General features: G+C 70.8%; 23 protein-coding genes. 9 read left to right on the top strand and 14 right to left on the bottom strand.

What is annotated here, in order from left to right; translation table 11 throughout:
- Positions 1–8: 8 nt before the first annotated feature.
- From ACOACQ_RS11415 to ACOACQ_RS11405, 3 genes are read right to left on the bottom strand one after another with little or no spacing between them, the layout of a single operon-like run.
- Positions 9–1,289 carry a class I SAM-dependent methyltransferase gene (locus tag ACOACQ_RS11415; protein ID WP_378597712.1) on the bottom strand — a complete coding sequence of 427 codons (1,281 nt, stop codon included), beginning with the start codon at positions 1,287–1,289 and terminating at the stop codon, positions 9–11.
- A complete protein-coding gene (locus tag ACOACQ_RS11410; RefSeq protein ID WP_378597713.1) occupies positions 1,286–2,650 on the bottom strand; it encodes an FAD-binding oxidoreductase in 1,365 nt (454 codons plus the stop codon). The genes ACOACQ_RS11415 and ACOACQ_RS11410 overlap by 4 nt, the downstream gene beginning before the upstream one ends.
- A gap of 36 nt (positions 2,651–2,686) precedes the next feature.
- Complete coding sequence (locus ACOACQ_RS11405; protein ID WP_378597714.1) at positions 2,687–3,031, bottom strand: cytidine deaminase; 345 nt, start codon at positions 3,029–3,031, stop codon at positions 2,687–2,689.
- Positions 3,032–3,064: 33 nt separating this feature from the next.
- On the opposite strand from ACOACQ_RS11405, the gene ACOACQ_RS11400 reads away from it, so the two are divergent.
- Both ACOACQ_RS11400 and ACOACQ_RS11395 read left to right on the top strand, forming a co-directional pair.
- Positions 3,065–3,352, top strand: a complete 288-nt coding sequence (locus ACOACQ_RS11400) for a DUF1330 domain-containing protein (RefSeq protein WP_378597715.1) — start codon at positions 3,065–3,067, stop codon at positions 3,350–3,352.
- A gap of 293 nt (positions 3,353–3,645) precedes the next feature.
- The gene (locus ACOACQ_RS11395) at positions 3,646–4,305 is read left to right on the top strand and encodes a hypothetical protein (protein ID WP_378597716.1); all 660 of its coding nucleotides are present in this window, start codon (positions 3,646–3,648) and stop codon (positions 4,303–4,305) included.
- Here the strand turns inward: ACOACQ_RS11395 and ACOACQ_RS11390 are convergent.
- The 4 genes from ACOACQ_RS11390 to ACOACQ_RS11375 form a co-directional block, all read right to left on the bottom strand.
- Positions 4,274–5,575, bottom strand: a complete 1,302-nt coding sequence (locus ACOACQ_RS11390; RefSeq protein ID WP_378597717.1) for a hemolysin family protein — start codon at positions 5,573–5,575, stop codon at positions 4,274–4,276. The genes ACOACQ_RS11395 and ACOACQ_RS11390 overlap by 32 nt on opposite strands.
- A gap of 4 nt (positions 5,576–5,579) precedes the next feature.
- The gene (ybeY, locus tag ACOACQ_RS11385) at positions 5,580–6,029 is read right to left on the bottom strand and encodes an rRNA maturation RNase YbeY (RefSeq protein ID WP_378597718.1); all 450 of its coding nucleotides are present in this window, start codon (positions 6,027–6,029) and stop codon (positions 5,580–5,582) included.
- Positions 6,026–7,045, bottom strand: coding sequence for a PhoH family protein (locus tag ACOACQ_RS11380; protein WP_378597719.1), 1,020 nt, complete (start codon positions 7,043–7,045; stop codon positions 6,026–6,028). The genes ybeY and ACOACQ_RS11380 overlap by 4 nt, the downstream gene beginning before the upstream one ends.
- A 67-nt stretch (positions 7,046–7,112) precedes the next feature.
- The gene (locus ACOACQ_RS11375) at positions 7,113–7,460 is read right to left on the bottom strand and encodes an HIT domain-containing protein (protein ID WP_378597720.1); all 348 of its coding nucleotides are present in this window, start codon (positions 7,458–7,460) and stop codon (positions 7,113–7,115) included.
- Between the two features lie 63 nt (positions 7,461–7,523).
- Between ACOACQ_RS11375 and ACOACQ_RS11370 the strand changes: the two genes are divergently transcribed.
- Genes ACOACQ_RS11370 through ACOACQ_RS11355 form a run of 4 tightly spaced genes read left to right on the top strand, consistent with a single transcriptional unit; the run spans position 7,524 to position 11,109 of the window.
- Positions 7,524–8,135, top strand: coding sequence for a SigE family RNA polymerase sigma factor (locus tag ACOACQ_RS11370; RefSeq protein WP_378597721.1), 612 nt, complete (start codon positions 7,524–7,526; stop codon positions 8,133–8,135).
- Entirely contained in the window at positions 8,132–9,064 is a 933-nt protein-coding gene (locus ACOACQ_RS11365; RefSeq protein ID WP_378597722.1) for a hypothetical protein, read from the top strand. Before ACOACQ_RS11370 ends, ACOACQ_RS11365 begins: the two co-directional genes overlap by 4 nt.
- Positions 9,065–9,095: 31 nt before the next feature.
- Positions 9,096–10,028, top strand: coding sequence for a Gmad2 immunoglobulin-like domain-containing protein (locus ACOACQ_RS11360; RefSeq protein ID WP_378597723.1), 933 nt, complete (start codon positions 9,096–9,098; stop codon positions 10,026–10,028).
- Positions 10,029–10,056: 28 nt separating this feature from the next.
- On the top strand, positions 10,057–11,109 hold the full coding sequence (locus ACOACQ_RS11355; protein ID WP_378597724.1) for a winged helix DNA-binding domain-containing protein: 1,053 nt from the start codon (positions 10,057–10,059) through the stop codon (positions 11,107–11,109).
- 3 nt (positions 11,110–11,112) lie between these two features.
- Here ACOACQ_RS11355 and ACOACQ_RS11350 read toward each other — a convergent pair whose 3' ends face one another.
- The 3 genes from ACOACQ_RS11350 to hrcA are packed head-to-tail and all read right to left on the bottom strand — an operon-like array spanning position 11,113 to position 14,121.
- Positions 11,113–11,856 carry a 16S rRNA (uracil(1498)-N(3))-methyltransferase gene (locus tag ACOACQ_RS11350; protein WP_378597725.1) on the bottom strand — a complete coding sequence of 248 codons (744 nt, stop codon included), beginning with the start codon at positions 11,854–11,856 and terminating at the stop codon, positions 11,113–11,115.
- A 30-nt stretch (positions 11,857–11,886) separates the two neighbouring features.
- A complete protein-coding gene (dnaJ, locus tag ACOACQ_RS11345) occupies positions 11,887–13,059 on the bottom strand; it encodes a molecular chaperone DnaJ (protein WP_378597726.1) in 1,173 nt (390 codons plus the stop codon).
- A gap of 36 nt (positions 13,060–13,095) precedes the next feature.
- Positions 13,096–14,121 (bottom strand): heat-inducible transcriptional repressor HrcA, encoded by a 1,026-nt coding sequence (gene hrcA / locus ACOACQ_RS11340; RefSeq protein ID WP_378597727.1) that lies wholly within the window; start codon positions 14,119–14,121, stop codon positions 13,096–13,098.
- 174 nt (positions 14,122–14,295) lie between these two features.
- Here hrcA and ACOACQ_RS11335 point away from each other — a divergent pair, with 174 nt between their 5' ends.
- The 3 genes from ACOACQ_RS11335 to ACOACQ_RS11325 are packed head-to-tail and all read left to right on the top strand — an operon-like array spanning position 14,296 to position 16,780.
- A complete protein-coding gene (locus tag ACOACQ_RS11335) occupies positions 14,296–15,045 on the top strand; it encodes a hypothetical protein (RefSeq protein ID WP_378597728.1) in 750 nt (249 codons plus the stop codon).
- Between the two features lie 20 nt (positions 15,046–15,065).
- On the top strand, positions 15,066–15,914 hold the full coding sequence (locus tag ACOACQ_RS11330) for an MBL fold metallo-hydrolase (protein WP_378597729.1): 849 nt from the start codon (positions 15,066–15,068) through the stop codon (positions 15,912–15,914).
- 44 nt (positions 15,915–15,958) lie between these two features.
- The gene (locus tag ACOACQ_RS11325; protein WP_378597767.1) at positions 15,959–16,780 is read left to right on the top strand and encodes a DUF3097 domain-containing protein; all 822 of its coding nucleotides are present in this window, start codon (positions 15,959–15,961) and stop codon (positions 16,778–16,780) included.
- Positions 16,781–16,784: 4 nt separating this feature from the next.
- Here ACOACQ_RS11325 and ACOACQ_RS11320 read toward each other — a convergent pair whose 3' ends face one another.
- The 4 genes from ACOACQ_RS11320 to hemW all read right to left on the bottom strand — a co-directional run bounded on the left by ACOACQ_RS11320 (position 16,785) and on the right by hemW (position 20,317).
- A complete protein-coding gene (locus ACOACQ_RS11320) occupies positions 16,785–17,039 on the bottom strand; it encodes a DUF6752 domain-containing protein (protein ID WP_378597730.1) in 255 nt (84 codons plus the stop codon).
- Positions 17,036–18,598: a methyltransferase domain-containing protein gene (locus tag ACOACQ_RS11315; protein WP_378597731.1), complete on the bottom strand. Its 1,563-nt coding sequence runs from the start codon at positions 18,596–18,598 to the stop codon at positions 17,036–17,038. The genes ACOACQ_RS11320 and ACOACQ_RS11315 overlap by 4 nt, the downstream gene beginning before the upstream one ends.
- Entirely contained in the window at positions 18,595–19,020 is a 426-nt protein-coding gene (locus tag ACOACQ_RS11310; protein WP_378597732.1) for an adenylyltransferase/cytidyltransferase family protein, read from the bottom strand. The genes ACOACQ_RS11315 and ACOACQ_RS11310 overlap by 4 nt, the downstream gene beginning before the upstream one ends.
- 79 nt (positions 19,021–19,099) lie before the next feature.
- A complete protein-coding gene (gene hemW / locus ACOACQ_RS11305; RefSeq protein WP_378597733.1) occupies positions 19,100–20,317 on the bottom strand; it encodes a radical SAM family heme chaperone HemW in 1,218 nt (405 codons plus the stop codon).
- Positions 20,318–20,362 lie beyond the last annotated feature (45 nt).

Raw genomic sequence — 20,362 nt, 5'->3', positions numbered from 1 at the left:
AGCCTCGACTAGAAACGGTGCCGCAGCGGGTAGCCGCTCGCCCCCTCAGCGTCGGTCTTCGTGGCCAGCACGTGATGGAGCTGGATCTCGTTGCGCTCGAAGGACAACCGCGACCCCGCCATGTAGAGGCCCCACACCCGGGCGGTGTTCTCACCGACCTCGGCGACGCACTCGTCCCAGTTGGTGGCGAGGTTGTGGCACCAGCCCGCCAGGGTCCGGGCGTAGTGCTCGCGGATGTTCTCGTGGTGCTGCACCTCGAAACCGACGTCCTCGATCGCGGCGACGATCGTGCCGGAGCCGGTCAGCTCGCCGTCCGGGAAGACGTACCGGTCGATGAAGGCCCCGGTGTCGGTCGGCCGGTTGTGGGCCCGGGTGATGCAATGGTTGAGCAGCCGGCCACCCGGGGTCAGGCGGTCGTGCAGGAAGCCGAAGTACGACGGGTAGTTCTTGATGCCGATGTGCTCGGTCAGGCCGATCGAGCTGATCGCGTCGAACCCGGTCTCCTCGAGCAACCGGTAGTCGAGGTGGCGCACCTCGGCCAGGTGGTCCAGCCGCTGGCGCTTGATCTCCTGCTGCGCCCAGAACGCCTGCTCCTCGGAGAGGGTGACGCCGAGCGCCTTCACGCCGTACTCGCGCGCCGCGTGGCGCACCATCCCGCCCCAGCCGCAGCCGACGTCGAGCAGGCGCTGGCCCGGCTTCAGGTCGAGCTTGCGGGCAACCAGGTCGTACTTCTCGAACTGCGCTTCCTCGAGGGTTGCCTCAGCGGTCGGGTAGACCGCGCAGGTGTAGGTCATCGACGGGCCGAGGACCAGTTCGTAGAAGCGGTTCGAGACGTCGTAGTGGTGGCTGATCGCCTCCGCGTCGCGACCCAGGCTGTGCCGCACGCCGTCGATGACACGGCGCATCCGGCCCGGCGCCTCCTGCGGCGGCGGGGGCGGCGGCAGGAACCGGCTGAGGCCGAGCGTGCGCACCAGCATCAGGGCGTCGGTCGCTGACGGCCGGCGGAACTTGATGCCTTCCTTGAGGGCCACCAGCATCGGATAGGGGTCCCCCGGGTGGGCGCCCTCGAGGATCAGGTCGCCGGCGACGTACGCGCGGGCGAGGGCGAGGTCCGGGTCCACGCTGCTGACGAGGTACGAGAGCCCGCGTTCGGTCGCGAGGTGGAAGTGGAACGGAGCATCGTCGGGACCGATCGCGCTGCCGTCGTACGCCGTGAAGCGCAGCGGCAGCTCGTCGGCGATCAGCATGCCGAAGGCGTCCGCGATGGTCAGGGGGGTGGTGGTTTTCATCGGCTCCTCACTGCCTTGTCGTAGAGGGTGGTCAAGCGGTCATCAGGGTCGAACCGGCGCTTCACCGCGGCCAGGTGCGTGGTGTTGTAGAGCGCGTCGAAGGTCTCGCGGTCGTAGAACGCCTCGGAGTAGAGCGACTTGTGACCACCGAGCTCGTGCACCTTGGCCTCGATCGCGCGGTTGCGCGGCGAGTCGGTCGCCTCGGGGCCGACGTGGACGGTGCCCCAGAACCCGATGTTGACGTACAACCGTCCGGCTTCCAGCGGGTACGACGGCCAGGGCCGGTGGGCGACGAGCGGGCACAGCCACACCGGGCGCATCCCGACCTCCTCGTCGAACCACTCCAGGAACTCCCCCAGCCGCTCGACCGGCACCTCGACGTCCTGCACCACCCGTTCCCGCTGCGGGCGCCCGGCGCGGCGGTCGAGGCGGTCGGCGATGTCGAAGCGGCGGTCGAGGTGGAGCAGGCGCATGTAGACGTCCGAGCGGCGCAGGCGGCGGGGCCAGAACCGGCGGATCCGCGGGTTCTGCGCACCGAACGCACCGGAACACCAGAACCAGTCGGTGTCCCAGCGCCAGAGGTAGTCGTAGGTGGTGAGCCGGTCGCGGTCGCAGGCCTGCAGCGACCGGAAGTAGATGTCCTGCCCGGCATAGTCGGAGGTCGGGCCGGGCTCATCGGTCCAGCGAGCGATGGTGAGGACGTGCTCCCCGGGGCCGAACGAGACGCCGTCGAGCCCGTCGACCCGCTCGCCGTCGTACTCCCGGGTGGCGGCGATCTCGGCCATCGTCTTCGCCAACAGGTCCACGTCGTCGAACTTCAGGTGGCGCAGCGCGACGAACGTCGGCACCGGGGCGAGCCGGATCCGCAGCCGGGTGGCGTAGCCGAGCGAGCCGTAGGAGTTGGGGAACGCATCGAACAGGTCGTCGCCGGGTCGCGTCGTGACGACGTCACCGCCTCCGGTGAAGACGTCCATCTCGAGGACCGACTCGTGCGGGAGGCCGAGCCGGAAGCTGGTGGACTCGATACCGAGCCCGGTGACCGCGCCGCCGAGCGTGATCGTGCGCAGCTGTGGGACGACGTACGGAACCAGGCCGTGCGGGAGGGTCGCGTCGACGAGCGCCTCGTAGGTGCACATGCCCTGGACCTCGGCCACCGGTCCGTCCGGGCTGTCGGCGAGGACCTCGATCACGCCATCGAGGCCGCCGACGTCCAGACCGGGCGCCGTGGTGGCCGCACGGGCACGGAAGAGGTTGGTGGTGCGCTTCGAAAGGCGCACGGGTTCACCCGTCGGGATGGCGGCGTACGACGACGCGAGCCTCTCGACGGCGTTCTGGTGCTGGTGCCAGCCGCGATCTGCCACGTTCCGAGGCTACCCCCGACCGGTGACAGTCGGGTTTCACGACGTGAAGGAATTGCCGATCATGCCGCGCGCATCGCCGAGATGGATCGCGACCCCGTCGGGTCCGGAGAAGTCCTGCAGCACGGCCTCGTCGGGCTCGGTCAGGTCCTCTGCCGCCCCAAGGAGCACGCAGGCATCGACGCCGGTCGACCCCGACGCCACGGCCATCGCGATCACGGCCTGGACGGCCGTCAGGTGGAGCGAGGGCAGGTCGACGGTCGCCGCTGCGTACGTCCGGCCGTCGGTGTCACGTACGGCCGCGCCCTCCGCTGCGTTGATGCGAGCGCGGGTGGCGCGGGCGAGAGTGACGAGCTTCTGATCCTCGGACGACAGGTCGGACATGGGTCGAGTATCACCGACGGCATGATGGACCTCATGCCTGCCTACTGGATCAGCACGTACCCCGAGGTCTACGACGCGGACAAGGTCGCGGCCTACGCCGCCCTCGCCGGCCCCGCACTCACCGGCGCCGGTGGCCGTTTCCTGGCCCGCGGCCTGCCCGAACAGGTCTACGAAGCCGGCCTGAACACCCGCACGATCGTCATCGAGTTCGAGAGTGTCGACGCCGCCCGGGCCGCCCACGACTCGGAGGCGTACCAGGCTGCACTGGCCGCGCTCGACGGTGGTGCGCAGCGGGACCTGCGGATCGTTCCTGGCGCCTGAAGCGCGTTGGCCTCAGGTCGCGAGAGCGAGGCGCGCAGCGAGCCCCGTGATTGTGTGGTCCGGCGTTCACCCAGTGCCTGCAGAACCACACAATGACCGCGTCGCCTCACTGAGGTTTCGCCGGATCCCGACCTGTGGAGAGTTGGTGGTCTCGAGACGGTTGCTGCGCAACCTCCTCGACCAACGGGCGGCGGGCCTCTCGACACGCGACTCGCTGGCGCTCGCCGCTACTCGACGAGCTCGGTCAACCTACGGTCCGTTTGCGATGAGCTGGCAGGGGCAGGGACTCCCCCATGAATCGCTCACTTCTCGGGGTCCTCGCTGCCAGCCTGCTCTTCACCTTCACGGCCTGTGAGGACGACGGTGACTCGGGCGGCACCGACACGAAGACGCCGTCCAGCGACGCCACGGAGTCGTCGGACAGCACCGAGACAGACTCCGACGGACTGTCGGAGGAGGAGCTCCAGGCGAAGATCGTCACCGGCGCTCCGCCGAAGGACCTGACGTGGGCGGTCCAGCCGGCGCCGTCGGACTGGCGTGAGCTCAAGACGGAGGCGGGCACGCGGCAGTGGCAGGTGGGCGACACGCGCTGCATCGTGACGCTCAACCAGCCTGCCGGGCTGGGAACCGACCCGAAGCCGACGTCGGAAGACGTCGCCAAGGACTACATCGGTCTCAGCATCAAGCAGGCCGGTGCCACGGCAGAGCTCGGGCCCGCCGTCGCGCAGCTGTTCACCAACCACGTCAACGCCGACGCCGTGCAGGTCCAGAGCCAGTTCGTCGGCGTCCCCTTCACTGGCTCACCCGGCGACGTCGAAGGACTGGCCTACGGCTACCGCGCCGGCGACTTCGCGCTGCGGGCGATCGCGTTGTGCGGTGGCGGTGAGTACGCCGACCACGGCACCGAGCTCGAGGAGTTCCTCAAGAGCCTGACGGCCCAGACGACGTACTGATCCGGGAGATCAGGACGGTTCCGATCTTCTTGCGACGACCGGACGGCTCCTCGGCCTCGAAGCGCAGGCCGTGGGCCTCGACGATCGAGCCGGGGATCGGCACCTTGCCGAGGTGCTTGGCGAGCAGGCCGCCGACCGAGTCGACGTCCTCCTCCTCGATGTGGAAGCCGAAGATCTCGTCGAGGTCGTCGACCGGGTAGCGCGACGAGACACGGACGACGCCCTCGCCGGAACCGGTGAGGTGCTCGACCTCGATCTCGGCCTCGTCGTACTCATCGGTGATCTCGCCGACGATCTCCTCGAGGAGGTCCTCGATGGTGATCAGGCCCGCCGTGCCGCCGTACTCGTCGACGACGACGGCGACGTGCTGGTGGCGGACCTGCATCTCGCGCAGCAGGTCGTCGACCGGCTTGGACTCGGGCACCCACAACGCGGGGCGCATGATCTCCTCGACCCGCTGGGTCAGCTCGACGTCCGGTGCCTCGAAGTCACGCCGCACGACGTCCTTGAGATACGCGATCCCGCGGACGTCGTCGAGGTTCTCGCCGATCACGGGCACGCGGGAGTAACCGGTGCGCAGGAACAGCGACATCGTCTGGCGCAGGTTCTTGTACGTCTCGATGTAGACCACGTCACCGCGGGGCACCATCACCTCGCGCACGGTCGTGTCACCGAACTCGAACACGGAGTGGATCATCCGTCGTTCCTCGGCCTCGATCAGTTCCGAGGCCTCGGCGATGTCGACCATCTCGCGCAGCTCGGTCTCCGTGGAGAACGGACCTTCGCTGAAACCGCGACCCGGCGTGATCGAGTTGCCGACCAGGATCAGCAGCTTCGGCAGCGGCCCCAGCACCGTGGTCAGCGCCGACAGCGGCCAGGACGACCAGATCGCGACGGTCTCGGCGTGCTGCCGGCCGACGGTGCGCGGGGCGACGCCGATCACCACGAAGGTGACCACCAGCATCACGCCGAGCGCGAGCCCGGCCCGCGCCCACCACGAGGCTTCCAGGCGCTCATCGATGTACAGCGTGACGACCACGACGGCCGCGATCTCGCACAGCAGCTGCAGCAGCAGCGCCGTGTTGAGGTGCCGCGGCGCGTCATCGAGTACGGCGACCAGGCGCCGTGCACCGCTGCGACCGTCCTGCAGCATCTCCTGCGCACGCGCCCGTGAGAACCCCGCCAGGGCAGCGTCCGCCGCGGCGAACAGCCCCGCCAGCACCACGAGAACAGCCGCCACGAGGGGCGGCCACAGACTGCCGGCGATCATCGGGTCACTGGGCGCGCCACTGCGCGAGCAACTGGTCCTGGAGTCCGAACATCTCCTTGTGCTCCTCCGGCTCGGCGTGGTCGTAGCCGAGCAGGTGCAGGATGCCGTGGGTGGTGAGCAGCTCGAGCTCGGCGAGCGTGCCGTGGCCGGCCGTCGCGCCCTGGCGCTCGGCGATGCTCGGGCACAGGACCAGGTCGCCGAGCATGCCCTCCTCGGGCTCCTCGTTGACGAGTCCGGGACGCAGCTCGTCCATCGGGAAGGCGAGCACGTCGGTCGGCCCCTCCTTCTCCATCCACTTCTCGTTGAGCTCGGCGATGGTGGCCTCGTCGACCGCCTTGATGCAGAGCTCGGCGAGCGGGTGCACGCGCATCTGGTCCATCACGAACCGGGCCAGCCTGGAGAAGTGCTTGACGTCGAGACCGGAGCCGGACTCGTCGAGGATCTCGATGCTCACTTGGTGAAGTGACCCTTCTGGTGGTTGGCCTGTGCGTCGAACTCCTCGTAGGCCGCGACGATCCGGGCCACGAGCTTGTGGCGGACGACGTCGTGACTGGTGAGCTTGACGAACGCGAGGTCCTCGACACCGTCGAGGATGCCCTCGATGATCCTCAGCCCGGACGTGGTGCCGGACGGCAGGTCGACCTGGGTGACGTCACCGGTGACGACGATCTTGGAGCCGAACCCGAGCCGGGTCAGGAACATCTTCATCTGCTCGGGCGTCGTGTTCTGAGCCTCGTCGAGAATGATGAAGGAGTCGTTGAGCGAACGGCCGCGCATGTAGGCCAGCGGCGCGACCTCGATGGTGCCCGCTGCGAGCAGCTTCGGGATCGAGTCGGGGTCGAGCATGTCGTGCAGGGCGTCGTAGAGCGGCCGCAGGTACGGGTCGATCTTCTCGCTCAGCGTGCCGGGGAGGTAGCCGAGCCGCTCGCCGGCCTCGACCGCCGGCCGGGTCAGGATGATCCGGTTGACCTGCTTGGCCTGCAGCGCCTGCACGGCCTTGGCCATCGCCAGGTAGGTCTTGCCCGTACCGGCCGGGCCGATGCCGAACGTGATCGTGTGCTGGTCGATCGTCTCGACGTAGCGCTTCTGGTTGAGCGTCTTGGGGCGGATCGACCGGCCCCGGTTGCTCAGGATGTTGAGGGACAGTACGTCGGCGGGCCGCTCCGACGTCGCGGTCTCGGCACGCAGCATCGCCTCGACCCGCTCGACGACCTCGAGCGTGATGCCCTGGCCGGTGCGGAGGATCGCGACGAGCTCGCCGATCACCCGGTCGGCGAGGGTGACGTCCTTCGTCTCGCCGGCGAGGGTGATCCGGTTGCCACGGACGTGGACCTCCACGCCGAGCCGCTTCTCGATCAGCCCGAGGTGCTCGTCACCCGGCCCGAAGAGGGTGACCATGTCGATGCTGTTCGGCACGACGACGGTGTGCCGGATGGGGGCTGCGGAAGCTGCGGAAGGGGAATCTGTCATGACCCCTCCATGCTACGGGAGCACACGCGGCGGGCCCACCCGGTTTGCGGGTGCCGCCCGGTGCCGGTCAGCCGGGAGGCCAACCCATCGACCGGCCGGCCAGCACGTGCCCGTGCGTGTGGAACACGGTCTGGCCCACGCCGGCGCCCGTGTTGAACACGAGGCGGTAGTCGTCGTACCCCTCGGCCTTGGCGACGGTGCGCGCCGTGGTGGCGATCTCGGCGAACATCGCGGCGTCCGCCTCCGCCGAGTCGGCGGCGTTGTGCGCATGGGCGCGTGGCACCACCAGCACGTGCAGCGGCGCCTGCGGGTTGATGTCACGGAAGGCGAGCGTGCGCTCGCCGTCGTGGACGATCTCGGCCGGGATCGCACCGGCGATGATCTTGCAGAACAGGCAGTCGGGATCGGCGGTCACAGCTCCAAGATAGTGGTCACGATCTCGTGTCAACCGGCTGACGCCCTCGCGCGTGGAACTAGCGTGACCATCCATGCGGTGTTCGGCGCTTCGCCCTTCGCGACCCCCGGTGGGGGCATCGTCCTGGAGCGCGCCGTGAACGACGCTGTCGACGCCGGGACGGACGCCGACACCGCCGTCGAACGCCTTTACGTCGACCACTGGGACCGCCTCGTCCGGCTCTCCGTGCTGCTGGTGCGCGACCGCGGCCAGGCCGAGGAGGTCGTGCAGGACGCGTTCATCGAGCTGCACCGACGCTGGTCGCGGCTCGAGGACCCCGACAAGGCGCTGGCGTACCTCCGGCAGACGGTCGTGAACCGGTCCCGTTCGACGCTGCGCCACCGGGGCGTCGTACAGCGTCACCTGGCGCGGCAGCACACCGAGGACATCGCTCCCCCGGCGGACGAACCCGTGCTGGCCGCGAGCCGGCGCCGGGCCGTGCTCGACGCCCTCCAGCACCTGCCACGCCGCCAGCGCGAGGTGCTCGCGCTGCGCTACTACCTCGACCTGTCCGAGGCGGAGATCGCCGAGACCCTCGGCATCAGCAAGGGAGCCGTGAAGAGCCACGCGTCCCGTGGCGCCGCCGCGCTACGACCACTGCTGGAGTCCCGCGACCTGAAGGGAGGCGACCGATGAACGACGACCAGGCCGACCGGGACCTCGCGAGCCTGTTCGCGGACGCCGTCTCGGACGTCGTACCCGGCGACCGACTGGGTGAGATCCGTCGCGCAACGGCACACAACACCCGCACGCCGCGGCGCTGGGCCCTCGTCCTGGCCGCGGGTACGGCGACCGCGGCCGTCGTGGGAGGCGGCGCGGCCCTCAGCCAGCTGGGCCTGCCGAACGGCGACGACGTCGCCGGACCCGGCAACGAACACATGGCCGTGGCGACGTACTACGTGGGAGAGACGCCCGACGGCGACCGGCTCTTCCGCGAGTTCCAGTCGATCGACGCAACCGACGACACCGCCGCGCGCGCCCTGGAAGCCGTTCGGCTCCTGGAGTCCGACGCCGGCGCGAACGACCCCGACTACGAGACGGCGTGGCCCGCCGGTGCCTTCGTCGACGTCGCGCTCGGCGACGACGGGATCCGGTTGACCATCAGCGACGAGGCTGCGGGCGACCCCGGCACGACCGGCACGAACGGCCTGCAGCAAGCCGTGTTCACCGCGCAGGCAGCGGTCGGCGAGACCCTCCCGGTGTCCTTCGTGACCGGCGACCGCACCGTCCGCGACGACGTGCGGCGCGACAACGCCGTCCTCACCCCCGTCAACATCTCCGACCCTACCGAGGGCCACTCGGTCAGCGGCGTCCTCACCATGCGCGGCACCGTACGGTCGCCCCGGGGCGCCGAGGTCGACGACGTCCCCTGGGAGCTCAGGTCCGCCGACGGCGCGCTCGCCCTCTCGGGTGCCGCACCGGCGACGGGCACCACGTGGGAGACGACCGCCGACATCGCGGACCTTGCTCCCGGCAGGTACGTCCTCACCGTCAGCGGCGCCAGCCCCACCAGCGGCCCCACCAACGGGCCGGCGACCGACACGCGGACCGTCACCGTCCGCTGACCGACCCACCGCTCACGCAAGGATCGTTCTCATGAACCACCCCGTTTCCCCCCGCCGCACCCTCGCTGCTCTCACCGGGGCGCTGCTGACCCTGGGCCTCCTTGCCGGCTGCGGTGACGACGACGCCGACCCGGCGGCGTCCGATCCCACCAGCCAGGGCACGGCCAGCAGCGACGCGACGACGGATGCGACGGGCAGCCCGACCGGCAGCCCCACGACCGGCGGGACCACGGGAACCGCCGATCCGGAGGTGATCCCGGTCTACTACGTCGGCGACACTCCCGACGGTGACCGGCTGTTCCGCGAGTTCACGCAGTCCTCGGGCGTCGCACCGCTCGTCGCTGCCGCTGCCGCGGTCACCGAGGGCGACCCAGTCGACCCCGACTACCGCACGCCGTGGCCCAGCGGCCGCTTCGCGTCGATCACGCAGACCAGCACCGCGATCGTGGTCGAGGTGGCCGAGGAGAGCTGGCTCGAGGCAGGTTCGCTGGACGCCGACCTGGCCGAGCTCGCCGTCCAGCAACTCGTCTACACGCTCCAGGGCACCATCGGGAAGCGCCTCCCCGTCACCGTCGAGTACGACGGCAGGCCGGCCGACACGCTGCTCGGAGTCAGCACGGCGGGCGGCCTCAAGGCAGCACCACAGCTCGACGTGCTGGCGTTCATGAACGTCACCGAACCCGCCGAGGGCACCACGGTGCCCGACTCGTTCACCGCCACCGGCCGCACCAGCTCCTTCGAGGCCACGGTGGGCTGGACGATCGAGGACGCGACCGGCACGGCGGTCCTCGAGGGCTTCGCCACGGCGGAGGGCTGGATCGACAAGCTCTACCCCTGGAAGACGAAGGTCGACGTCAGCAGCCTGGACGCCGGCACGTACACCTTCATCGCCCGCACCGACGACCCTTCGGGCGGCGAGGGCCCCGGCCCGACGGAGGACACGAAGCGGATCACGATCGAGTGACCGTGGACAGGACGGGCAGGATGGGCGCGTGAAGTTCAGCCGGCAACGACTCAACCGCACCCTGTTGCTCCGCCAGCACCTGCTCGAGCGGGTCGACCTGGCACCGGCCGCGATGGTCGAGCACCTGATCGGCCTGCAAGCGCAGGAGTCCCTGCCGCCGTACCTCTCCCTGGCGGCGCGGCTGACCGACGTCGACCCGCGTGCGGTCAGTGGCGCGATCGAGGATCGCAGCCTGGTGCGGGTGCTCAGCCTGCGCGACACGGTGCACCTGCACGTTCCCGGCGACGCACTGCAGCTCCCGGTGTGGGCGGCACCCGTGCGCGAGCGCGAGATGAAGCAGAGCCAGACGATCGGCGAGGCACGCACCGTCGACCGGGCGGCCTTCGCCGCCGCGGTGCGGGAGGTGCTGGCCGACGGCCCGCTCCCCCAGCGCGCCCTGGGCGCCGGTCTCGCCGAACGGTTCCCCGCGTTCACCTCCGGCCAGCTCGGCCAGGTCGCCCGCGTCGCGGAGGTGCTGGTGCAGCTGCCTCCGCGCGGCTGCTGGAAGCCGACCGGGTCGACGGCGGTGGCCTACGACTTCCTCGACCGCTGGCTCGATGCACCCCTCGCCGAGCCCGACGTCCCCGACCTGATCCGTCGCTACCTGCGGGCCTTCGGTCCGGCCTCCGCTGCCGACGTCACCACCTGGTCGGGCATCACCCGACTGGGACCGATCGTCAAGGCCATGGACGACCTGGTGCAGCACGAGGACGAGAACGGCCGCCCGCTCTATGACCTGGCCGATGCCCCGATCGCCGAGGAGGACGCACCCGCCCCGGTCCGGCTGCTCGGCACGTACGACAACGTGTGGCTCTCCCACGCCTCCCGGGACCGGGTCACCGCACCCGAACGCCGCAACGCGTGGTTCGGCGTCAACGGCGCCCAGATGATGTCGTTGTACGTCGACGGGTGGCTCGAGGGCCTGTGGCGGATCGAGGACGACCGGATCGTCGTCGGCGAGGTCCTGCGGTCGCTGACGAAGGCCGAACAGGCCGAGCTGGACGAGGAGATCGCCCGGACCGAGGCATTGCTCGCCCGGTGAGGCTCAGGCGCCCCAACGTGGCGTGCGAGCGAGCAACGCCGACACTGCGGCCACTCCGGCCGTCGACGTGCGGAGCACCTCGGAGCCGAGGCCCACGGCCACCGCACCCGCGGCGACGAAGCGCGCGACCTCGTCGTCGGTGAGCCCACCCTCGGGGCCGACCACGACGAGGATGTCGCCGTCGCCCGGCAGGGCCAGCGCGGCCAGCGGTTCGGTCGCTTCCTCATGCAGCACGACGGCGACGTCGACGCCGGCGATCAACGCGGCCACGTCGTCGGTCGTGGCGAGGGGATCCACCTCGGGGTGCCACGCACGGCGCGCCTGCTTCGCCGCCTCGCGGGCCGTCGCCTGCCACTTGGCGTGCGACTTCGCAGCCCGTTCGCCCTTCCAGACCGCGACGCTGCGGGACGCCGCCCACGGCACGATCCGGCCGACGCCGATCTCGGTCAGCACCTCGACGGCGAGCTCGCCGCGATCGCCCTTCGGCAGTGCCTGCACGACGGTGAACTGGGGCGACGGCTCCAGCTGGTCCGCGATCTCGCGGACCAGCACCGAGAACTCCCGCTTCGACGTCTCGCTGACGTCGCCGGTCGCCACCCGACCGACCCCGTCGGCGAGCTGCAGCGACTCCCCCACCCGCAGCCGTCGTACGACGACCGCGTGGTGGGCCTCGTCGCCCTCGACCGTCACGGTGTCACCGGCAGCGACACCGGCCAGCGATGCGACGAGGTGCTGCGGGAGGGTCATCGGCTGGTCTCGTCGGGCGATCGCGTCAGGTCAGTGCGCGGTGAAAGCGTCGCGGAGCCGGCCGAACATCGACTTGTGCGTCGGCCGCACGTCGCCCGTGGGCTGCTCCTCGCCCCGGATGGCCGCCAGCTCGCGCAGCAGCTCCTCCTGACGGGCATCGAGGCGACCCGGGGTCTCGACCGCGATGGAGACGACGAGGTCGCCCCGACCGCCGCGCAGACCGGGGACGCCGCGACCGCGCAGCAGCACCTGGTGGCCGGACTGGGTGCCGGCCGGGATCGGCAGGTCGAAGCTGGTCTCGACACCGGAGTCCTCGGCCTGGTCGAGGTCGGCCTCGAGGGTCGGGAGCGAGATGGTCGTGCCCAGCGCGGCCGCGGTCATCGGGACCGACACCGTGCAGTGCAGGTCGTTGCCGTTGCGCTCGAACGTGGCGTGCGGCGCGACGTGGATCTCGACGTACAGGTCTCCGGCGGGGCCGCCGCCCGGGCCGACCTCGCCCTGCTCGGTGAGCTGGACGCGGGTGCCGGTGTCGACGCCCGCGGGGATCTTGACGGTCAGGCTGCGGCGCGAACGGACGCGGCCGTCACCCGCGCAGTCGCGGCAGGGGTCGGCGATGACGGATCCGAAGCCGCGACACGCAGCGCAGGGGCGCAGGGTCCGGATCTCGCCGAGGAACGAGCGCTGCACGTGCGCGACCTCGCCGGCACCACGACAGGTCTCGCACGCCACCGGCTGGGTGCCCGGGGCGGCACCGGCACCGCTGCACGTCGTGCAACGGATCGCCGTGTCGACCTTGAGCTCGCGCGAGACGCCGAAGGCGGCCTCTGCCAGCTCGACCTCGATGCGGATGAGGGCGTCCTGGCCACGGCGCACGCGGGCACGCGGACCGCGGCCACCGCCCTGGCCGCCACCGCCCTGGCCGCCGAAGAAGGCGTCCATGATGTCGGTGAAGGAGAAGCCGGCACCCTGGCCGCCGCCGAAGCCGCCGCTGAACGGGTCGCCTCCGCGGTCGTACGCCGCGCGCTTCTGCGGGTCGGACAGCACCTCGTACGCCGCGGTGACCAGCTTGAACTGCTCCTGGCTCTCCGGGTCGGGATTCACGTCCGGGTGGAGTTGCCGGGCCAGGCGCCGGTAGGCCTTCTTCAGGGCGTCCGCATCCGCGTCGCGGGCAACACCCAGCAGTTCGTAAAGGTCCGTGCTCACTTCTTCTCCATCATCCTGAGGCGCCGGGGAGCGCCATCAGTTCTCGTCGAGGATGCGCGACATGTAGCGCGCGACTGCGCGCACCGCCGCCATCGATCCGGGGTAGTCCATGCGGGTCGGGCCCACGATGCCGAGGGACGCGAGCGCGTCGTCGGGGCCGTAGCCCGTCGCGACGACACTGGTCGACGCCAGTTCCTGGTAGGGGCCTTCGGCACCGATCCGGACCGTCACTGCGCCACTGCCGGTGGCCTCGCCGAGGAGCTTGAGCAGCACGACCTGCTCCTCCAGCGCCTCGAGGAGGGGGCGGACCGACGTGTCGAAGTTGTCGCCGAAGCGGGCGAGGTTCGCCGTACCGCCGACGACGACCCGCTCGTCGGACCGGTGGTCGCTCATCGCGTCGACCAGGGTGTCGACGACCGAGACGGTGACCGCCGAAGGAGCCGGGGAGCCGGGCTCGGGGTGGATCAGCGCGTTGAGCGCCGCCGCCGCCTCGGCGATGACCTCACCCGTGGCGGCAAGGTTGACGCGGGAGCGCAGCGCGGCGAGGTCGGCCTCGGCAAGCTCGCTCTCGAGCTCGATCAGGCGCTGCTCGACGCGGCCCGAGCTGAGGATCAGCACGAGCAGCAGGCGGGTGGGGGTCAGCGCGACGATCTCGACGTGGCGCACGGTCGAGTGCGACAGCGAGGGGTACTGGACCACGGCGACCTGGCGTGTCAGCTGCGCCAGCACGCGCACCGAGCGGTGGACGACGTCGTCGAGGTCGACCGCCCCGTCCAGGAAGGTCGCGATCGCACGCCGCTCGGCAGAGCTGGTGGGCTTGACCGTCGAGAGCCGGTCGACGAACAGCCGGTAGCCCTTGTCGGTCGGCACCCGGCCGGCGCTGGTGTGCGGCTGGGCGAGGTAGCCCTCCTCCTCCAGCGCGGCCATGTCGTTGCGGATCGTCGCCGGGGACACGTTGAGGTGGTGGCGCTCGACCAGCGCCTTGGAGCCGACGGGCTCCTCGGTCGCGACGTAGTCCTCGACGATGGCGCGCAGCACGGCGAGCCTGCGGTCCTCCTGCATGCCCCACCTCCTGCTCGTCCTGCGCCAGTTCGTCTGGCACTCCGCTCCAGCGAGTGCCAATGCTACCGCTGGAGGGCCCGAAACCCCGGACCGCCGGACCGAGACCTTCCCCGCACCCGCCGTCGCATGTAGGTTAGGCTCACCTAATTCCCGCGCTGAAGGAGAAGGCCCATCGTGTCCCTCGATACCGGCATCGACGCAGCTCGCGTCGACATCCACCGCCTCGCGGCGGCGGCCCGCAGCATCCTGGCCTGCCCCGACGACGTCTCCCTCGTCGTCGACGGGATCGACGACATCACCGCGGGGCTCGATCACGAGCACCTCGAGATGCGGGACCACGGCGGGCGCCCGGTCTTCGCGTGCCCGGCCGACTCCGACCTCGCCCGCGCCGCCCACGACCGCCGCGGCGCCCTGCTGACCCTGCGCAGCGGCCTGGGTCGCCCGGGCTCCCCCGATCGCGACGCGACCCTCACCCTGTCCGGCCGGCTCGAAGCGAGTGGCCTCGAGGAGTGTGAGTGCTGCTGCGAGGTGCGCCTGCGGGTCAGCCTGCACCTCGACTTCGCCGTCCTCGCCCGGGACAGCGCCCCCGAGTCCGCCCCCGACAAGGCCCGCCTGCGGGTCCCGCTCGCCGCCTTCGGCTCGCGCGCCCACGACCTCAACCGCGGCTTCCTCCAGCGCTCCGTCGAGCACGCCAACCTGTGCCACCAGGACGAGCTCCGCCGCGCGATCGCGACCCGGACCGACACCCGCCTCGGCGACATCGTGGGTGTCCAGCTCGCCGAGCTCCAGACCACCGCGGTCGTCCTGCAGTGGGTCGACGTCGACGGCGCCCACGACGCCGAGCTCCGCTTCCCCCGGGCGGCCACCTCGACTGCCGACCTCGGCGAGCTGCTGCGCTCCGAACTGCACGCCGGCATCTGTTGACCGGGCCGTAGCCTGACCAGGTGCCGTTCACCGAAGTTGCCGACCGTGTCTGGGTCCTGCGTCACCCGTGGTTCGACCTCAACGTGACCGTGGTCGGCGGTGACCGCGGGCTGGTCGTCGTGGACACCCACGCCTCGTCGCTCGCCGCGACCGAGGTCATCGGCGAGCTGCGCAGGCTGGGCCGCGGTGACCTCGTCGCCGTGGTCAACACCCACGAGCACTTCGACCACACCTTCGGCAACGCCACATTCCTGCAGGAGTACGGCGACCTGCCGATCCACGCGACGGAGGAGGCTGCCGAGCGAACCGTCCCGGCGGGCGAGCGGATCAAGGGCCTGTACCGCGCAGCCGACGACGAGCCGCGTGCCGAGGAGGTGCTCGCGACCACCATCCGGCCCGCCGACACGACCTTCTCCAGCGCCTCCGTGATCGACCTCGGTGACCGCCAGGTCGAGCTCGTGCACCCCGGGCGCGGCCACACGGGTGGCGACCTGGTCGTCCGGGTCCCTGACGTCGACGTCCTCCTGGCCGGGGACCTGGTCGAGGAGTCGGCGCCGCCCGGACTCGGCGAGGACTGCTGGCCGATGGACTGGCCCGGCACGCTCGACCTCGTCGTCGGGCTGCTGACGCCCGCCTCGATCGTCGTGCCCGGTCACGGAGCGATCGTCGATCGCCGCTTCGTCGAGGAGCAGTGCGACGACCTGCGTGCCGTCGCCGAGACGATCCGCGACCTCGCCGGACGCGGCGTGCCCGAGGCCGAGGCCGTCGCCGCCGCGGAGTGGCCCTTCCCCGCCGAGGCGCTGCGGCACGCCGTACCGCGGGGGTATGCGCAACTCCCCCGGGCGCGCCGCCACCTGCCCATGGCGTGACCGGCCTAGGCTCGCCTGTCGTGGATCGCTACGGGACCGACGTGATGGCCGGAGACTGGAAGGTCCCCAAGCGGGGCCGCGCCGTGGAGACAGCGGGCGACATCGGGCTGGTCGTCGAGGAGGTGACCACCGACTGGTGCGGCGAGATCGTGGCCGTCGACCGCGACCTGGACACGCTCACCCTCGAGGACCGCCGCGGCAAGCGTCGTACCTTCCCGCTCGGCCCCGGGTTCCTGCTCGAGGGCAAGCCCGTGATCCTCACCGCACCCCTGCGAGCCGGTGCCTCCGGCCCGGCGAAGCCCACCCGGACCGCCAGTGGCTCGATCGCCGTCCACGACGCGCAGGCCCGCGTCGCGCGCGCCAGCCGGATCTTCGTCGAGGGACGCCACGACGCGGAACTCGTCGAACGGGTCTGGGGCGACGACCTGCGCATCGAAGGCGTAGTGGTCGAGTACCTCGGCGGCGTCGACGACCTCGCCGACCACCTGGTGTCGTTCAAGCCCGGACCGCAGCGCAAGGTCGGCGTCCTGGTGGACCACCTGGTCCGCGGCTCCAAGGAGTCCCGGATCGCCGACGCGATCGCGCGTGGTCCGAACGGCAAGCACGTCCGGATCGTCGGCCACCCGTTCGTCGACGTCTGGCAGGCCGTCAAGCCCGACCGGATCGGCCTGAAGGAATGGCCGACCATCCCTCGCTCCATCGAGTGGAAGAAGGGCGTGTGCCAGCACCTCGGCTGGCCACACCGCGACCAGGCCGACATCGCCCGCGCCTGGAAGCACATCTTGTCGAAGGTCGACTCGTACGCCGACCTCGAACCCGCCCTGCTGGGGCGGGTCGAGGAACTGATCGACTTCGTCGCTTCCTGACGGGTCAGAGACCGGCGCGGAACTGCTTCAGCACCTCGTCGACGCGGGCCTGGTCGCGGGCCTCGAGCGGGATCAGCAGCTCCGCCACGACGTCGGTGAGCTCGGCGATCCGCCGGTTGAGCTGACGGTTCTCCTGCACCTCGACCTCGAGCGCGGCCACCCGGGCACGCAGGCCGCTGGGGTCACGGAGTCGCTTCGCAACGGGCTCCGGGAGCTTGTCCTTCGCCTGGGCGCGCAGGCGGTTCTTGCGCTCGCTCATGGGTTCTCCTTCGGTTGCGGCCAGTGGGCGCGGATCCGGCACACGGCCGGGTCGGGCGCGTCGTACATGTCTTCGCCCGGTTCGACGGCCAGGTGCTCGACGACACCTCCGGCCCGCTCGATGGCGTCCTGGATCGTCGCCGGGTCCACCCGACGCACGAGCTCGTGCGGTTCGCCGGGAGTGCCGGCCGGCGCGGTGACGCCCTTGACCGCAGCGGGGAACTCGAGGAACAACCGCCCGCCCCCGGGCCGCAGCGCCATCCGTGCCAGCAACCACAGCTGGTCGAGCGCCGGCTGGTCCAGGCAACCGACCAGGTGCCGGGCGTAGAGGTGGTGGGGCTCACGGGCCAGCCGGGTGCCGTGCATCAGGGTCGAGCGAAGCTCACCGAGGATCAGCTGGTCGACCTTGACGGTGAGCTCGCGCCGACGGTTGCGGCGCCGGATGAAGCCGAGTGCACCCCGCGAGAAGTCGAGAGCGATGACCTGGTGCCCGCGTCGCGAGAACCACAGCGCATCGCGGCCGGTGCCGGGGCCGAGCTCGACCACGGGCAGGTCCCCGAAGCGCCTCTCCGCCCAGTGCGCGAAGGACGACGCCGTGTTCGGCACCCGCCGGACGTCGGGGCTGGCGAAGAACTCCGTCCAGCGGCCCATCTCCGCCCGGAAGCCACGCAGCCAGCCATCGAGTCGTCGTACGCCGGCGGCCGGGTCGGCGTAGCGGAAGGACGGATCGGGGGTGCGCCACTGCGGCCCGTAGAGGAAAGACAGCATCGCGTCGGTGTCGCGGGGCGCGGGGAACTCGTAGCCGTGGAGCTCGATGGTCGAGAACGGAACGATCTTGTCCCGCGGCAGGGTCCCGCTGCGGTTGCCGAGCTGGAAGAACGTGTCGCCGACGTGGAAGGCGACGAACACGTCGATGTGGCAGGTCCGGCCGTCGGAGAGCTTCAGCAACAGCTTGATGTCGCCGCCGGACATGCGCAGCAGGTTCCAGCCACGCGCGCGCATCGCGCGACCGATCCGGTAGGACTCGGCGATGATGTCGGCCGGCGAGGAGTGCGGGGAGAGGTAGCAGAGGTCGGTGTCGGAGTCGTGGGCGAGCATCCGGCCTTCGCGGACCGCTCCGAGCAGGGCGCCGTAGTTCAGGTAGGCATCGACCTTGGCGTAGGTCCGTAGGTCCTCGATCGCCCGGCTGGTGCCGGCCATGATCTCTTCGCGGATCGCCTCGCCGGTGTCGGCGAAGGATCGCGCCAGGTGGCCGACCTTGTCGACCGACAGGCGGTTGCCCGCCTTGTCGACCACGGCGAGCGGTCCGTCGCCGTCGCCCAGGCCCACCTCGTCGTCGTACAGGACATCGTCACCGGAGGTGTCGGTGACCCGGATCCGGCCGCGGCCGTTGAGGTACGGACGCAGGACGCCCGGCCACGGGACCAGGACGCCACCGTCACGGGGTTCGCCGTCACGCACCGGCGTGAGCGACCACACGTAGTGGCCATCGATCTCGACCAGGAGCGGCCGGGTGTCGGCAGGAAGAAGGAGACCGTCGTCCGAAACGACCGCGGTCATGAGACCCCGCGGTGCGCGATCGCCTTGCGCAGCGCGGTCGACGACGTCTGCAGCGTGTACGGGAAGTAGGTCACCTTGACGCCGAGCAGGGCCATCTCCGCTTCGAGACGGTCGCCCTTGGCAGTGCCCTTCCAGTCGTCGCCCTTGAAGATCTGGTGGAAGCCGACGTCGCGCCACGAGTCGGTCTTGCTCACCGTCTCCTCGGCGTAGACGGCGTCGACGATGCCGATCGCCTCGACGATCTCGAGCCGCTCGCGCAGCGGGACCGTCGGCTCGACACCCTTGGTCTGGAGGCAGATCTCGTCAGCAACCACGCCGGCGACGAGGACGTCACACCACTTGCGGGCCTGACGGAGGGCGTTGAGATGGCCGATGTGGAAGAGGTCGAAGGCGCCGGGCACGTAGCCGATCACGTTTCCCACCGGAACCCCTTTTCCCTTCGAGCGGGTGCCGACCGTCGGCGCCCGAGCAGAACTTTAGCGAAACCCTAGCGAAAGATGCCTATCCCAGAAGGGAACGCACCACGCCGTCGGCGAGTAATCTGCCCCGCCGCGTCAGGACCACGCGGTCGGGCCGATCCTCCACCAGACCGTCCGCTACGAGCGCTTCCAGCACCCCGGTGACGCCGTCCCGCTCGCCCAGGACATCCGTCGAAAGTCCTTCGCGCAGGCGGACCTCCAGCAGGACCCGCTCGACCTCACGGGTCTCCTCGTCGAGGACCTCCCGCGCGTGCGCCGGGCTCAGGCCCTCCCCGAGCCGCGCAGCGTAGGCCGTGGGGTGCTTCACGTTCCACCAGCGCACACCGCCGACGTGGGAGTGCGCACCGGGTCCGATCCCCCACCAGTCCGTGCCCCGCCAGTAGGCGAGGTTGTGGCGACAACGAGCAGCGTCGTCGCGCGCCCAGTTGGACACCTCGTACCAGCCGAGCCCGGCAGCGTCGAGGCGCTCGTCGGCCTGGACGTACTTGTCCGCGAGGTCGTCGTCGTCGGGCATCGGGAGCTCGCCGCGGCGTACCCGGCGGGCCAGTGCCGTACCGTCCTCGACGATCAGGGAGTACGCCGACACGTGGTCGGGCGCGCAGGCCAGCGCCGCGTCCAGGGTCGTCGACCAGTCGGCCGCGGACTCCCCCGGCGTGCCGTAGATGAGGTCGAGGCTGATCTGGTCGAACCCCGCAGCGCGAGCAGCCTCGACGACGCGCGGCACCCGCTCGGGGTCATGCGTGCGATCGAGGACCGCGAGGACGTGCGGCACGGCGGACTGCATCCCGAAGGAGACCCGGGTGAAGCCGGCCTCGCGCAGTCGCGCCAGCGAGTCGGCATCGACGGAGTCGGGATTGGCCTCGGTCGTCACCTCGGCACCGGGCGCCAGGCCGAACTCGTCGTCGATCACGGCCAGCATCCGGCCGAGGTCCTCGGGCGCCAGCAGCGTCGGTGTACCGCCGCCGAGGAACACCGTTTCCACCGGTGCATCGGCTCCGCCGAGGACTGTGCGGGCCAGCCGTACCTCGGCGACCGCCTGGTCGGCGTACGACGACCGGGAGACGCCGCCGCCCAGTTCCTCGGCCGTGTAGGTGTTGAAGTCGCAGTACCCGCAGCGCACCCGGCAGAACGGGACGTGGACGTAGACGCCGAACGGGCGGGTGCCGAACTCCGCGAGCGCCTCAGCGGGGAGCGCTCCGTCGGTGGGGGCAAGGTCCCCCTCGGGGAGCGCGGACGGCATCAGATGATCCTAAGGGCCGCCACGAGGGATCGGGGTCCCCGCGAA

Source organism: Nocardioides sp. CPCC 206347 (assembly GCF_048654605.1).
In the GTDB taxonomy this organism is placed as follows: Bacteria; Actinomycetota; Actinomycetes; order Propionibacteriales; family Nocardioidaceae; genus Nocardioides.
Note: the sequence above shows the minus strand (reverse complement) of the source record. Positions and strands in the feature narration are given on the sequence as shown.

Bases quoted from the DNA above. Each gene is read 5' to 3' on its own strand.
- ACOACQ_RS11380 (WP_378597719.1), bottom strand. From the start codon at position 7,045: ATGACAGATTCCCCTTCCGCAGCTTCCGCAGCCCCCATCCGGCACACC.
- ACOACQ_RS11315 (WP_378597731.1), bottom strand. From the start codon at position 18,598: ATGACCGCGGTCGTTTCGGACGACGGTCTCCTTCTTCCTGCCGACACC.
- ACOACQ_RS11400 (WP_378597715.1), top strand. From the start codon at position 3,065: ATGCCTGCCTACTGGATCAGCACGTACCCCGAGGTCTACGACGCGGAC.
- ACOACQ_RS11350 (WP_378597725.1), bottom strand. From the start codon at position 11,856: ATGACCCTCCCGCAGCACCTCGTCGCATCGCTGGCCGGTGTCGCTGCC.
- ACOACQ_RS11390 (WP_378597717.1), bottom strand. From the start codon at position 5,575: ATGATCGCCGGCAGTCTGTGGCCGCCCCTCGTGGCGGCTGTTCTCGTG.
- ACOACQ_RS11395 (WP_378597716.1), top strand. From the start codon at position 3,646: ATGAATCGCTCACTTCTCGGGGTCCTCGCTGCCAGCCTGCTCTTCACC.
- hemW (WP_378597733.1), bottom strand. From the start codon at position 20,317: ATGCCGTCCGCGCTCCCCGAGGGGGACCTTGCCCCCACCGACGGAGCG.
- ACOACQ_RS11320 (WP_378597730.1), bottom strand. From the start codon at position 17,039: ATGAGCGAGCGCAAGAACCGCCTGCGCGCCCAGGCGAAGGACAAGCTC.
- ACOACQ_RS11415 (WP_378597712.1), bottom strand. From the start codon at position 1,289: ATGAAAACCACCACCCCCCTGACCATCGCGGACGCCTTCGGCATGCTG.
- hrcA (WP_378597727.1), bottom strand. From the start codon at position 14,121: ATGCAGGAGGACCGCAGGCTCGCCGTGCTGCGCGCCATCGTCGAGGAC.
- ACOACQ_RS11365 (WP_378597722.1), top strand. From the start codon at position 8,132: ATGAACGACGACCAGGCCGACCGGGACCTCGCGAGCCTGTTCGCGGAC.
- ACOACQ_RS11325 (WP_378597767.1), top strand. From the start codon at position 15,959: ATGGCCGGAGACTGGAAGGTCCCCAAGCGGGGCCGCGCCGTGGAGACA.
- ACOACQ_RS11360 (WP_378597723.1), top strand. From the start codon at position 9,096: ATGAACCACCCCGTTTCCCCCCGCCGCACCCTCGCTGCTCTCACCGGG.
- ACOACQ_RS11405 (WP_378597714.1), bottom strand. From the start codon at position 3,031: ATGTCCGACCTGTCGTCCGAGGATCAGAAGCTCGTCACTCTCGCCCGC.